Origin of the sequence: Alkalihalobacillus sp. BA299 (assembly GCF_017745675.1) — a bacterium.
GTDB lineage: Bacteria > Bacillota > Bacilli > Bacillales > Bacillaceae_F > Alkalihalobacterium.
On the sequence record NZ_JAFLJM010000002.1, the window covers coordinates 40,238 to 53,847 of the forward strand.

Annotated in this window: 13 protein-coding genes; 1 reads left to right on the forward strand and 12 read right to left on the reverse strand. The window is 37.8% G+C overall.

Going from position 1 to position 13,610, the window contains the following annotated elements:
- Positions 1–34: 34 nt before the first annotated feature.
- The 5 genes from J0N78_RS02530 to J0N78_RS02550 all read right to left on the reverse strand — a co-directional run bounded on the left by J0N78_RS02530 (position 35) and on the right by J0N78_RS02550 (position 6,649).
- On the reverse strand, positions 35–901 hold the full coding sequence (locus J0N78_RS02530; RefSeq protein WP_374193864.1) for a YitT family protein: 867 nt from the start codon (positions 899–901) through the stop codon (positions 35–37).
- A gap of 485 nt (positions 902–1,386) precedes the next feature.
- Positions 1,387–2,485 (reverse strand): peptide chain release factor 2 gene (gene prfB / locus J0N78_RS02535; RefSeq protein WP_374193848.1). Its coding sequence is split into 2 segments (ribosomal slippage): positions 1,387–2,412 and positions 2,414–2,485, totalling 1,098 coding nucleotides; the frame shifts between segments, so codons are not numbered across the junction.
- A gap of 105 nt (positions 2,486–2,590) precedes the next feature.
- A complete protein-coding gene (gene secA, locus J0N78_RS02540; protein WP_209121453.1) occupies positions 2,591–5,113 on the reverse strand; it encodes a preprotein translocase subunit SecA in 2,523 nt (840 codons plus the stop codon).
- 506 nt (positions 5,114–5,619) lie between these two features.
- Entirely contained in the window at positions 5,620–6,168 is a 549-nt protein-coding gene (hpf, locus tag J0N78_RS02545; RefSeq protein ID WP_209121454.1) for a ribosome hibernation-promoting factor, HPF/YfiA family, read from the reverse strand.
- Between the two features lie 283 nt (positions 6,169–6,451).
- Positions 6,452–6,649 (reverse strand): cold shock domain-containing protein, encoded by a 198-nt coding sequence (locus tag J0N78_RS02550; protein ID WP_209121455.1) that lies wholly within the window; start codon positions 6,647–6,649, stop codon positions 6,452–6,454.
- Positions 6,650–7,542: 893 nt separating this feature from the next.
- Here J0N78_RS02550 and J0N78_RS02555 point away from each other — a divergent pair.
- Entirely contained in the window at positions 7,543–8,496 is a 954-nt protein-coding gene (locus tag J0N78_RS02555; RefSeq protein ID WP_209121456.1) for a DUF6612 family protein, read from the forward strand.
- Between the two features lie 148 nt (positions 8,497–8,644).
- Here the strand turns inward: J0N78_RS02555 and J0N78_RS02560 are convergent, their stop codons facing one another.
- The 7 genes from J0N78_RS02560 to J0N78_RS02590 form a co-directional block, all read right to left on the reverse strand.
- Positions 8,645–8,788 carry a hypothetical protein gene (locus tag J0N78_RS02560; protein WP_209121457.1) on the reverse strand — a complete coding sequence of 48 codons (144 nt, stop codon included), beginning with the start codon at positions 8,786–8,788 and terminating at the stop codon, positions 8,645–8,647.
- 243 nt (positions 8,789–9,031) lie between these two features.
- Positions 9,032–9,259 (reverse strand): hypothetical protein, encoded by a 228-nt coding sequence (locus J0N78_RS02565; protein ID WP_209121458.1) that lies wholly within the window; start codon positions 9,257–9,259, stop codon positions 9,032–9,034.
- Positions 9,260–9,357: 98 nt separating this feature from the next.
- The gene (fliT, locus tag J0N78_RS02570; RefSeq protein ID WP_209121459.1) at positions 9,358–9,723 is read right to left on the reverse strand and encodes a flagellar protein FliT; all 366 of its coding nucleotides are present in this window, start codon (positions 9,721–9,723) and stop codon (positions 9,358–9,360) included.
- Positions 9,723–10,118, reverse strand: a complete 396-nt coding sequence (gene fliS / locus J0N78_RS02575) for a flagellar export chaperone FliS (RefSeq protein ID WP_209121460.1) — start codon at positions 10,116–10,118, stop codon at positions 9,723–9,725. Before fliS ends, fliT begins: the two co-directional genes overlap by 1 nt.
- Positions 10,119–10,139: 21 nt before the next feature.
- Positions 10,140–11,660 carry a flagellar hook-associated protein 2 gene (locus J0N78_RS02580; protein ID WP_209121461.1) on the reverse strand — a complete coding sequence of 507 codons (1,521 nt, stop codon included), beginning with the start codon at positions 11,658–11,660 and terminating at the stop codon, positions 10,140–10,142.
- Positions 11,661–11,675: 15 nt separating this feature from the next.
- A complete protein-coding gene (gene flaG, locus J0N78_RS02585; protein ID WP_209121462.1) occupies positions 11,676–12,023 on the reverse strand; it encodes a flagellar protein FlaG in 348 nt (115 codons plus the stop codon).
- 237 nt (positions 12,024–12,260) lie between these two features.
- Positions 12,261–13,607 carry a motility associated factor glycosyltransferase family protein gene (locus J0N78_RS02590; RefSeq protein ID WP_209121463.1) on the reverse strand — a complete coding sequence of 449 codons (1,347 nt, stop codon included), beginning with the start codon at positions 13,605–13,607 and terminating at the stop codon, positions 12,261–12,263.
- Between the last annotated feature and the right edge of the window lie 3 nt (positions 13,608–13,610).

Sequence of the window (13,610 nt, forward strand, 5' to 3'; positions counted from 1 at the left end):
GTAGAAAGATTCTACAATGTAAATTATAACTCAATCATTGGTTTTTAAAACCCTCACCAAGTACCTCCGTGGCATTGGTAACAACAACAAATGCAGATGGGTCAGCACTTTTCACTATTTGTTTCAATTTTGTGACTTCTGTTTGATGAACGACACACATTAGAACTGGGCGCTTTTCATTTGTGTAACCGCCATATCCAGATAATTTCGTGACACCCCGATCTACATCTCTTAATATACTTTGCCTCACTTCTTCTTGATTATTCGAAATAATTAACGCGACTTTTGCATAACCGACGCCCATTTGTACTAAATCAATCGTTTTTCCGGTTATAAATAACGCGATTAGCGCATATAGCGCAAGCTCAATATTAAATACGATCGCCGACGTCACTACGATGAGGCCATCGAGGATAAACACACACGCCCCGAGTGAAAGACCGGTGTACTTATTAATAATTTGCGCTGCTAGATCGGTTCCTCCAGTACTTGCGGCCGAACGGAACACAATTCCGAGCCCTAAACCGACACCAATTCCACCAAATAAGGCACCAAGTAACGGATCCGCCGTTGCTGGTTCGACATGGCGCGTCAAGAAAACAACATAGGGTAAAAAGAGCGTACCAATCAACGTTTTAACCCCATACTTCATCCCGCCAAGGAGGAGTACACCTAAAATAAACAATGGAATGTTAAAGGCCCACTGTGTAAATGCAGGTTCAATGCCAAACACATCAAAAACAATTGTACTTATCCCACTAACTCCACCGGAAGCAATTCGATTCGGTAGCAGGAAAAGATTAAATGCGACGGCAACAATCGCTGAACCAAGCAAGATTTGTCCATACTCTAGCGCCATACGTACCTTTGGATGTAATTCATTACTTCTTCGTTTTGTCATCATCATCATCATTCTCTACACTCACTTTTATAAAAGGTTTAATGAATGGTGCCAGGTACCTTTACTACGCTAAAGATGCCTGACACCACACCATCCTCGTAATTTATTCCGTTGGATAGTATAGCACTGGTTGTATAATGTGTAAACGCGAGCCAATTAACGCTTTACAAAGCTAAAATTTGCTACTTTGTATTTAGCTTTACTCCGATTATTAAATTTATCCATATGAACGAAACGGTGCCTGATACCTTTAGCGAACTAAAGGTGTCAGGCACCGTGGTGATTTGGATTGAGGCTGTTCACATTTTGGCAAATAAAATAGCGATTCCGGACAATAAATCTTGGATTCTGGACCATAAAACATGAATTCCCGACAATAAATCTTAGAATCTGGATCATAAAACATAAATACCTATAACGCAATAAAGTATAGGTGCCACCATCATTATTACGAAACGATAACACTGCACTACTACTTCACTACTTTACATCATCGAACGTAAGTATGCATCAATAAAGCCGTCGAGTTCGCCATCCATAACGGCGTTCGTATTTCCGATCTCGAAGTTCGTTCGGTGATCTTTCACTAAGCTATACGGGTGAAAGACGTACGAACGGATTTGACTGCCCCAGCCAATGTCTTTTTGTTCGCCTCGAATTTCAGCAAGCTCTGCCTGCTGCTCTTCAATTTTCAATTGATAGAGCTTTGCCATAAGCATTTTCATGGCTCGTTCACGGTTTTTAATTTGCGAACGCTCCGTTTGACATGTCACAACCGTGTTCGTCGGCACGTGGGTAATCCGAACAGCAGAGTCCGTCGTATTAATATGCTGACCACCGGCGCCACTTGCTCGGTACGTATCAATTTTCAACTCTTCTGGCGATACATCGATTTCGACATTGTCATCGAGTTCAGGCATGACTTCACACGAAACAAACGACGTGTGTCTTCTACCTGAAGAGTCAAACGGTGAAATTCGCACGAGACGGTGTACTCCTTTTTCTGCCTTCAAATAACCATACGCATTATGGCCTTTAATAAGGAGCGTCACACTTTTCACACCTGCTTCCTCACCCGGTAAATAGTCAAGAGTCTCGACTTTAAATCCTTTCTTTTCCGCCCAGCGTGTATACATTCGAAGCAGCATTGACGCCCAATCCTGAGACTCCGTTCCTCCTGCCCCTGGATGAAGCTCTAAAATAGCATTATTTTTATCATATGGCTCACTTAATAACAGCTGCAGCTCATATTCATTTAACGCTTTCGCCAAGCTTTTGACTCCTTCATCTAGCTCATCCATAAACGAATCGTCGCCTTCTTCTTTCACGAGCTCGTATGTGACTTCGAGGTCATCGTACGATTCTTGCAGCTCTTTATATGTGTTTACCATTTCTTTCAAAGCATTGGATTCATTGATGATTTGCTGTGCCGCATCTTGATCATTCCAAAATTCAGGCTCAGCCATCCGTTCTTCCAATTCACTCATTCTGGTCTCTTTTGCCTCTAAGTCAAAGAGACCCCCTAAAGTCCGCTAATCGCTTAGCCATTATCGACAATTCTTGCTTTACTTCTGTTAAATCCATATACCTTCACCCCATTAAATAGTTCGAACCTTATTAATATATGTCAAACACAATCAAAAATTGAGTGCAAAGAAGCAGATGCCACGACGCATCTGCTCCGTTACCTTATAACCTACCGCAGCATTGCTTATATTTCTTCCCGCTTCCGCACGGGCAAGGGTCATTTCGTCCAACTGTATTATTTTTACGGATTGGTGTGCGTTTTTTCTCGCCGCCTTCACCAGGAGCAGCACTCGCATGAACCGCTTTGCCTTCAGCCACTTCTTTACGCTCAAGGTTTTGCTCCACCTGTGCTTTCATAATGTACATCGCCACTTCATCTTCAATCGAAGCAACCATTTGCTCAAACATTTCAAAGCCTTCAAATTTGTATTCACGCAATGGATCATTTTGACCGTATGCACGTAAATGAATCCCTTGACGAAGCTGATCCATTTGGTCAATGTGATTCATCCACTTGCGGTCAACCGAACGAAGCATAATGACTTTTTCAAATTCTCGCATATGCTCACTCGTAAATTGCTCTTCTTTTTGATCGTAAGCAACTTTTACTTTTTCAAGAATGAACTCTTCCATTTCCTCAGGATCTAAGCCTTTTAAGTCTTTTTCAGTAATTACGCCTTCAGGTAGAAGCATCGTCTTCACGAAGTTTACAATCGCAGCAATGTCCCAATCCTCAGGCACTTCAGTTTCTGGCGTATGAATAGCAACGTTCCGTTTGACGACGGATTCAATCATCTTCTCAACGATTGCACGAAGGTTATCTGATTCAAGTACTTCCATCCGCTGTTTATAAATGATTTCACGCTGTTCACGCATAACATCATCATACTGTAAAATTTGTTTACGCGCATCGAAGTTGTTTCCTTCCACACGTTTTTGTGCTTGTTCTACCGCACGACTTACCAGCTTACTCTCAATCGGCTGATCTTCCTCTAAACCGAGTCGGTCCATCATCGTTTTCATATTATCAGAGCCAAAACGACGCATAAGCTCATCTTCCATTGATAAGTAAAACTGTGACGTACCCGGGTCCCCTTGACGACCAGAACGACCACGGAGCTGGTTATCAATACGGCGCGATTCATGGCGCTCTGTACCGAGTACAAATAATCCACCAAGCTCTTTTACACCGTCACCAAGCTTAATGTCCGTACCACGACCGGCCATATTCGTCGCAATCGTTACCGCACCTTTTTGCCCTGCCATCTCAATAATTTCCGCTTCACTAAAGTGGTTTTTCGCATTTAGAACGTGATGAGGCACACGTCTTTTCTTTAAAAGATTCGACACAAGCTCAGATGTTTCGACACTGACTGTCCCGACAAGCACCGGTTGCCCTTTTTTATGAAGCTCTTCGATTTGATTGACGACCGCATTGAACTTCGCTTGCATCGTTTTATAGATCAAGTCAGGTCGGTCATCCCTTGCAATCGGCTTGTTCGTCGGCACGCTCATAACGTCCATTCCATAAACTTGCTGAAACTCTTCTTCTTCCGTTTTAGCTGTACCTGTCATCCCTGCTAGCTTTTGATAGCGACGGAAGTAATTCTGGAATGTAATCGAAGCAAGCGTCATACTTTCACGTTGAATTTCAAGACCTTCCTTCGCCTCGATTGCTTGGTGGAGACCATCACTGTATCGACGGCCTTTCATCAGGCGCCCAGTAAATTGGTCAACAATGACGATTTCCCCTTCATCAACGACATAATCCGTATCACGATGCATAACGACATGCGCTTTTAACGCCTGATTAATGTGGTGGTTGAGAGAAACATACTTTTGGTCAAATAAGTTATCGATATTAAAGCCTTTTTCTGCCTTATTTACCCCTTCTTCGGTTAAAAGAACTGTCTTCGATTTTTCATCTACAGTATAATCGTCCTCTTTACGAAGCGAGCGAACGAATGCATTTGCTTGAACATATAAGTTTGTTGAGCGTTCAACTGACCCTGAAATAATCAGTGGTGTTCTCGCTTCATCAATTAAAATCGAGTCAACCTCATCAATAACCGCAAAATGAAGCGGACGCTGAACCATTTGGTTTTTATAAAGCACCATATTATCGCGAAGGTAGTCAAAGCCATACTCATTATTCGTCCCATATGTAATATCAGCCGCATACGCTTCCTGCTTTTCTTCCTTTGAAAGCCCGCTCACATTTAAGCCAACCGTAAGCCCTAAAAATTCATACAGCTCACTCATAATTTCGCAGTCACGACGTGCTAAATATTCGTTGACGGTTACAACGTGGACGCCTTTTCCAGTCAACGCATTTAAATAAACGGGCAATGTTCCAACTAACGTTTTACCTTCCCCCGTCTTCATTTCTGCAATATTTCCGTTATGTAAAACGATGGCACCTAAAAGCTGGACGCGAAACGGACGCATCTTTAACACACGTTCCGCTGCTTCACGAACTACGGCATACGCTTCAGGCAACAATTTATCTAGCGTTTCTCCGTTATTGTACCGGTTTTTAAACTCATCTGTTTTAGCTCGCAGCCCATCATCTGATAGCTTTTTAGTATCATCAGCTAATGCTTCTATCTCATCAACGATTTTTTCGTATTTTTTCAATTGTCGCTGACTCGGATCACCAATTACTTTTTTTAATAATCCCATCATAGTAATTCTCGTCCTCTCTTCCTCTCAATTCAACGAATCGCTAAGGAGACTGTCTCCTCGACCAACTCTACACACTTAAATTTAATTTTAGCAGTTTGCACCTTTAGTTACAAGGTAACACACTTTTTGCACGATTTTTATTACTTCAAAGAAAACCTTTACTGCCTTTCCGACAAAAAATAGGATGCAACCACATCATTTCTCGGGAAATCGACATGCAGGAAATCCACTTTTCTAGGAAATTTTCATCTGAAATTGCAGTCTACTATCAACTGTTGCAGATTTGTGATGGTTAATGAAAGGAGGGAGTGGTGTTTTTTAGGCTGCGTAATATTTGCGAGGTACGTGGTTTGAGTTGCAATAGGAGTAGTACTGTTCAATACAGGGACAACATTCATAGACATTTCTGATAGCCCGTATATTTTATATTCAACACCACTAATAGGCTTGTCGAAACATAAAAAGAGTACAGCGTTATAAATAGCTGTACTCTTCTGATTTAAAAATCACTCTGGCTCAATGAGACCATAGCGGCCGTCTTTACGACGATATACGACGTTTGTTTCGCCGTTTTCTGCATTATTGAATACGAAGAAGCTATGACCTAACATATCCATCTGTAATACGGCTTCCTCTGCGTCCATCGGTTTAAAGGTGAAACGCTTCGTACGAACGATATCGATGTCTTCACTATCAATATCCTCTTCAGTTAACGGTTCAATGTCATTTTTAAACATATATTTAAGGGTGCCATCTTGGCGGAATTTTCGATTTACTTTTGTTTTATGCTTGCGGATTTGACGTTCAAGCTTTTCAACGACAAGGTCAATCCCAGCATACATATCTTCATGTTTTTCCTCGGCACGGAGTAATAATTGCGGCATCGGGATCGTAACCTCGATAATATTTTGGTTATTCATCACCTGCAATTTTACATGGACCTCAGAAAGAGGGGTTGAATCGAAGTACTTTTCTACTTTACTTACTTTCTTCTCAACATAATTTCTTAAAGCTGGAGTTATCTCTAGGTTTTCGCCACGAATGTTAAAGTTCACAGTGAAACTCCTCCTTTCCTATGTCTATTAATATTCTATATACCCCGCAAATAATCCTTCATAAACTTAAGAAAATCATCAGAAAATTTGTCGAAACTGTAACCAAATTATTACTTTTGTGTCAGGCACCTTTAGTGCTCTAAAGGTGTCTGACACCACATTGGGCATCACACTGTGTCGCCACAATAAAAAACCTGCCCCTCACATTAAAGGAACAGGTTTATACATTTCGTTGTATATGATGCATAAAGCTAAAAATTCATTTCCAACCCAGGGATGTGAATTACAGCTTTGTTACGTTTGCAGCTTGAGGTCCGCGAGCACCTTCAACGATTTCGAATTCTACAGATTGACCTTCGTCAAGAGTTTTGAATCCTTCAGTATTGATAGCTGAGAAGTGTACGAATACATCGTCACCATCTTCACGCTCGATAAATCCAAAACCTTTTTCTGCATTAAACCATTTTACTTTTCCTTGCATGCTTTCACATTCCCTTCGTAAATTAAATCATTGTGAAAATATTCCACAGTTTCACTATATCAGAACTTCTATATAGGCGTCAAACCGGTTTCGTACCCAACTTTGCGACAAATATTGACGAAAATCTCGCCTATGAATTTCCGTCTATGCTCCATATCACCCACTAATTTTATGGTATTAAAATGTTAAATATAGTGAACTGTGGATTTTCGCTATTTATTATCTCTATAATCGAAGAAAATATACACTTTTGATTTAAAATATTATTTTCCTTTCATTAACAATACCCTTCTTCCTCCTCATAATGACATAAAAATTCAATTTTTATGTCGAAACAATCGGTACATAGCTCTAGCTATCGCCCTTCCCTTATATACAAAACTGAAATAAAAGTCACAATAATTTTACAATTACTTCAAAAAAGAGTGATTGAATACCTATTTACTAATCTGCTAATATTAAGATGGTTCAAATCTTGACGAAGTTTGTTGTTTTTTAGGTTTAGAAAATAAATTTTCCCCCATTTACCTTCAACACAGCCACACTCCTCTAGATAGAGCTGTGAATGCTCTTACCGCCTCGGTAGCCGGGGTTCGGTACGTAAGCATAACCACCTCTTCTGTCCCTCACCACTATGTTCCGATTAAGGTATTAGCCCTCCAATGCGGTGTACTAGGAAAAGCACCAGCACCTAGACCTCCATACATAGTAAAAATTTCTCTCTATACACCGTACTTTTTAAAACCCAGCCATACTGTGCTTTTCTATATATGTGGTTATGTGACCAAACCCTAAAAAAAGACCTTTATCACCTGATAATTTCCCCTGTTGTAAATAGTAAAATTATGTTAAAGTTAAAAGCTGAAACTGTTTATTAACAAGGGGGGGTACGTATGAGATCTATAAAAGGAGGATTGGCTGCCTTAGCACTATGCTTTGTTTTAACAGCATGTGACGAGCCATCTAACAACGAAAATGTAGAGACCACATTATCAGTTGATGAAGTCATCCAACATTCCATTGAAGCGATGAATGAGCTACAAAGCTATACAATGGAAATGAATAATGAACAACAGCTTGAAATGCCTGACGAAGAAGCTTTTCAAATGGATATGACGATGATTGCAGACATCACGATAGAACCCCTACGTCTTTATCAGAAAATGACAATGAGCGGCCTCGACGAAAATATTGAAGCCGTTGAAACCGAAAGCTACTTTACAGAAGACGGGATGTTTGTCAAAGACTCCATGGAAGGAGGCTGGATCAAATTTCCTGAAGAATTTTCACAAGATATTCTCGAATCCGCAAAAATGCAAATGAACGCTGAAGAGCAACTTAAAATATTTCAAAAATTTTCTGAAGACACGCAGTTAACAGAGGATGACACACATTATATCTTAACAACTCGCGGTTCAGATGAAAATTTTAAAGAGATGGCACAAGAAGTAATGGGCTTCATTGATGAAGCGGGCGAAATGATGGATGAGCTACTATCCATGATGGATATCGAAATGTTTACATACGTCATTTACATTGAAAAAGACACATTCTATCAAACAAAAATGGACATGGAAATCACGATGCAAATGTCAATGGAAGGCGAAACCATGAAATCCGTTCAACGCATGAATGGTATTATGTCTAACTTCAACACCGTCGGCGACATCACCATTCCACAAGAAGTAATAAACACCGCCGAAGAATTCAACTTCGAATTCCTCGAAGGCCTAGAAGATATGGAAGACTTCGACTTCAAAGAGTTTGACTTTGAGGATATTCAGGAAGAGGAAGTAACGGAGGAACCAGGTGTAGAAGAAGATGTGGTGGAGGAAGGGCAAGAATAGGTAGAAGCAATCATAAAAAACGGTGAGAGGTACCTTGATCGACTAAAGGTCTCTGTCACCGTTTTATTATTAGTTAAGATCTTTTCATCAATGATCATCTACTTGAAAAACAATATGCATTTTATCACCATTAACTTTTATTCTTCCTCTAATTCTTCAGGAAAGATTTCATCAAGCTTAATTTCATAAAAAATGGAATACCATCAATTAACTCAACTCGTTCTCCTTCGGGCCATTGCAAATAATCAGCATATGAATAGGTTTTTGAAAAATCAGGACCCATAGCAGGCACTTTTCATCCCCTCTGTTTTTTCCTAATTATAACATATGGAAAGATAAGAGAAACATGAACCTAAACAACTGGCTTTTGTTCACTATATGTATTAAACGTTGCTATTTCAAACCTAGTTACATTCTAAAATTGGACAAAAGATTACAATTTCTGGGGAGTCACAGTGACAATGATAAAAAAATGACGAGAGGCACCTTTCGTCGACTCAAGGTGCCTCTCGCTGTTTTATTAGTTTCTTCTGAATTAAGGTCTTACTTGAAATACACCATCTCTTATAAACTGCATAACTTGTTCAACCTTAACATTCGTATGATTCGCAATATCAATTGCATTGGCATTCGGATGTTTTTTTAAGTACAGTTTGATTTGCTGAAAGGTTTCTCTGTACATAAAGTAACAATGATTGCAATGAGATCTCGTCTTGATCTCTATCACCTTTCCACAATCAATACAAAAGCCAAAATTATTCATAAGCTCTCCTTAAATGAGAGTAACTCAAAACCGAGTATCCTACCCTCGACTACAGTATGTACGACGTACGTACACCCTTATGGAGTCACCCTGCATTTCTATAGGCCTCGTTTATCAAAAAAGGCACCCTCCAATGTTGGACCATCATATGGATTATCGTACTTTCTGTTTTGCTTTTTCCTCATCTTAAAGTTATTAATGTCCGTTTGGATTTGCATCTGAAAGGTAGCTAATTTTTTCTCAATCACTTGATTAAGTGCTACTATCTCTCTGCCTTTATCTCGGTCTTTTTCAGTCATTGAGACTTGTCCGAGTTTGGAAATGAGAGCTTGACGTTCTGCTAAAAGCTTTTCAACTACTTCAATAAAGTTGTCTCTAGCATCATTCTCTTTTGGTAGCTGCGTCAGCAAATGAGTGTGAAGTTTTTTCGTAACCGAAAAAATATCTTCTACTAAAGAATTCATTACCCTTGAACTCCATGACGTTGTTTACGGTCCATCTGAACGGCTTCCTTCCACGTATCACGAAATGATACAACGAGCTCCTCAGCTTCCTTAAGCTTCTCCGTACTATTTTCAATATTCGCTTCTATTAATCGGTTAAGAATAAAGTCATACAAACTCATCATATTTTTGCCTAAATCAGTTTCTGTTTTTAGAGTAACCATTAGTTCACGAATAATATTTTGCGCTTTTGTCAAATTGATGTTTCTTTCCTGTACATTACCTTTTTCAATGGCCTGTTCCGCTTGTTTAATAAATTTTAAACATCCATTGTATAGCATAAGCGTAAGTTCTCCTGGAGATGACGTTGTTGCTTTATTTTGTTGATACGCTTGGTACGGATTATTGACTGCCATTTATTAACATCCTTTCTATTATTACGCTCCACCCATAAACTGCATTAAGCTAGCACCTTGAGCATTCGCTTGATTTACGGCTTGTTCCATTCTCGTAAATTGTGACCAATAGCGATTTTCTATATCTGCCAAACGCCGTTGAAAACGGTCGATTTGTTGATCCACATCGATTAGCTCCCGACCTAGTGTAAATTGATGGTTCGTTCGATTTTCATTACCAGCACGGGAAGTAACTTTTTTCATTGAGTCATTTATCGTTGTTCTTATTTTAGGTACTAAACCGCCTTCATTGTTAAATAATTGATAGACAGAGTTAGGATCGTCTTCTAAAGCTTGTCGGAGCTTCGTTTCATCAATTTCTAACCTTCCACCATCACGATAATTACTCGTTGTGTCTATTCCAATTTCTGTCAAATGACTAAATTCGCCAGTTGTTTGAACATTTGAATATAAATCATTCCGCATCTGTGTTAAAACAGAAGAAAGGATCGGATCCCGTCGTAATAAACCACTCTTTGCTTTCTCATCCCATAATTCTGCCTCACGTTCAGACATTTCTCTCCGCTGTTCATCTGTTAGTGGTGGAAAGTCTCGATAGGTAGGCTCGCTTGTTTTTAATTGTATTTCTGCAATCGTTTCATTGTACTTATCTACAAATGCCTTAATATTATCAAAAGCATTGTCTGTGTTCGAAGAAACAGTTACTGTTTCCGGACCTGTTGTTTGCATAACATTGAAAGACAAGCCACCAATTGTTATACGATTCGACCTTGACGTTTCTTCGATCGTTTCACCAAATGTAGGGTCTTCAAATGTCACTTGAGCATTCTGTCCCGCAGTTTCATTTGCTTGATCAATGTTTAATACATCGTTTAAAAAGCTTGTATCACCATCAAAGTAGATTTGTCTTACCCCAGTACCATCATCTATCCCAGCAAACTCTCCAGTTTCCTTTCGTTCGATGACGACTTTATCATATGTACTATCGTAATAAGCGCGAACTCCAAGGTCCGAATCATTGATTTCCTTAAATAGTTGATTTAGAGATTTTGACGTATCTACTGTAAACTCTCGAGTGACCGCTTGATCGTTACTATTATGAGTCGTAATAGAAAATGTAGTCCCATTATAAGCGGTTAAATCCCCTAAAGCCGTTTCTTGTTCGTTCATTGCTTTTGTCGCTGAGACTTTAGCATCTGCTGAGGAAATGGAAGCTGTACTAATATTTCTTGTCTTCGTTGCCACTTGCTTTACTTCAAAATTATAAGTGCCGTTTTGGACAGAGGAATTAGCCGTTACCGTAAAAGCTGCTTCATTTGAAGACTTCGCTTCTCGTGTATTAAAAGCAGAAGTCAATCTTAAGGAATAAGCGGATTCCTCAAGAGCTTTTAATTTTAAATTCATATTTCGATAAGCATCACGCTGCCATTCAATTGTTTGCTTTTTTTGGAAAAAGCGATCTAAAGGTTGTCGTTCTACCTTCATCAAATCACGAATAATACTCTCTGTGTCTATTCCACTTGCTAAACCACCAATTCTCATAATTCACACCACGCTTTATATTTTTTTATCAATAAATAACCCGATCGTCTCTTTCATCGCTACATAAATATCTAGTAATTTCTTAGGAGGAACCTCTTTAATAACTTCATTTGTCTGCTGATCGACTATTGTAATGTAGTATTCATTTAATTCTTCATGAAGATTAAACTTTAAACTTGTGTTCGCCGATTTTAAAAATTCATTCACCCCGTCTATTTTCTTCAAAACATCATCAATAGCCTTATCTTGCTGTTTTTCAGATTTTTCGTTACTTTCCACTTGTTTGTCTAGCGACTGATTTCCTTCGTTTCTTAAGGTTCGCACAACAGGTGGAGTCGAAGGAAGAGAACGATTAATTTCCATAAAATACTCTCCTAATCTATTCTTTTTGTTTATATCGGCTACTTTTTATATTTTATTAAAGTTTTTTTATTTAGTTATCAAATATTCCACCTAACTATAAATACCATTTTTATTTTTATGATTAAAACATTAATTTAGTATTCTAGCTTCCTGTTTAAAAAAAATAGGAGTAAAGACCAAGTAATTGGTTTTTACCCTATTTTCTTTTTTAATTATTTTTAAACACCTTTTATTAAATTATAAACCCTTTAAATGACTAAATACTTCTTTCAACTCCATTATTTTGGTACCTTTTATCTTAGCTCCACCCTCTGTAGCATCAACAAATGCAATGTTAGGTTCTTGTTTTATTCTATTTTCAATCCACCTTAAGTATATTGATAAAGTTTTACTGGTATTAACAGATTTTCCATCTATTCCTTTAATCATTCTTAAATTTTTACTATGAATTATATCTTTAATTAAATCAGTTTCATCAGCATGGGATTTACTATTTGTAAACGCTAGATCTTGTCCTACAAATATAATTGGGTTTGCCTTAAACTTTATAGCAATGTCAAGTGCTGTTGTAGCCACTGAACCGCCAGTTTTTACAGTTTCAATATTATTTTTTTTAGCATACTCCTCAGCTTTTATATACCCTTCTTGAAAAGCTAAATACTTCTTTCCTTGATAATATTGTAGAACTTGTTTATTACACGTAGACAAGGCTATTAATGGTTTCCTTATATTTATACCAGCTATTTGATTATAGACTAGATCTTGTGGATCAGTCATTATAATATAATCAGGAATTACTCCAACATTTAATAATGGTCTTAATGCTGTACCAACTGATAAAATAATTGCTTTATTTTTTAATTCTTTTAGTAAATGCTTATTCTTATCCAATGATGGGCCTGCTGAAACAATAACTAATGCTTTATTTTCAAATTTACCAAATAATACATTTACAGCTTCATCAAAATGATTTATATTAAGGTCAAAATTTTCATCTAAGGTACTTTTGAATCTTTTTATTGAATTTACTTTTACTCTATATTCTTCTAGCAGATGTTTTATTTCTATTAAATCATTTGGTATTAATTGAACAGAAGGATAATGTAATATCATGATAGAATTTTTGAAATTAATCCTTGTTAATTCTTTATGAAGTTCTAGCCTAGTTTCCTTGAAAATCAATTTCACATTATTTTTTTCAAATAATATGTTCAAATCAACATTCTTAAGTGCTTCAATTAAAACATTTCGATTTGTCTCTATAATAGTCAATTCTAAACTTGGGTTTCGTTTTATTAATTCCTTTAGATGATAACCAAATCCTAAGCCATAAACAATATAACTATTTATTTCATCTGAAAAATGATCATCTATATACCTTTTGGCTTCATGTAAGGGATCGTATTTGCTATGCAAATATAATGTTTTCCCATTTATAGTTACTCTTAAAGTAGATAACCCAACTTTTGTTTCAACTACTTCATATTCTTTTATAGTATCCTGTGTATTTTTTTGTATACTATGATAAATTGAAGCAAACCTTCTTTTAATTACATCAAGATTTCTCTTATAAGTAACATTCATTGA

What these genes read in the sequence shown, in the direction of transcription:
- J0N78_RS02550 (WP_209121455.1), bottom strand. Translation starts at nt 6,649, where the DNA reads ATGCAAGGAAAAGTAAAATGGTTTAATGCAGAAAAAGGTTTTGGATTT.
- J0N78_RS02590 (WP_209121463.1), bottom strand. Translation starts at nt 13,607, where the DNA reads ATGAATGTTACTTATAAGAGAAATCTTGATGTAATTAAAAGAAGGTTT.
- fliT (WP_209121459.1), bottom strand. Translation starts at nt 9,723, where the DNA reads ATGAATTCTTTAGTAGAAGATATTTTTTCGGTTACGAAAAAACTTCAC.
- J0N78_RS02530 (WP_374193864.1), bottom strand. Translation starts at nt 901, where the DNA reads ATGACAAAACGAAGAAGTAATGAATTACATCCAAAGGTACGTATGGCG.
- J0N78_RS02580 (WP_209121461.1), bottom strand. Translation starts at nt 11,660, where the DNA reads ATGAGAATTGGTGGTTTAGCAAGTGGAATAGACACAGAGAGTATTATT.
- fliS (WP_209121460.1), bottom strand. Translation starts at nt 10,118, where the DNA reads ATGGCAGTCAATAATCCGTACCAAGCGTATCAACAAAATAAAGCAACA.
- secA (WP_209121453.1), bottom strand. Translation starts at nt 5,113, where the DNA reads ATGATGGGATTATTAAAAAAAGTAATTGGTGATCCGAGTCAGCGACAA.
- flaG (WP_209121462.1), bottom strand. Translation starts at nt 12,023, where the DNA reads ATGGAAATTAATCGTTCTCTTCCTTCGACTCCACCTGTTGTGCGAACC.
- J0N78_RS02565 (WP_209121458.1), bottom strand. Translation starts at nt 9,259, where the DNA reads ATGAATAATTTTGGCTTTTGTATTGATTGTGGAAAGGTGATAGAGATC.
- J0N78_RS02555 (WP_209121456.1), top strand. Translation starts at nt 7,543, where the DNA reads ATGAGATCTATAAAAGGAGGATTGGCTGCCTTAGCACTATGCTTTGTT.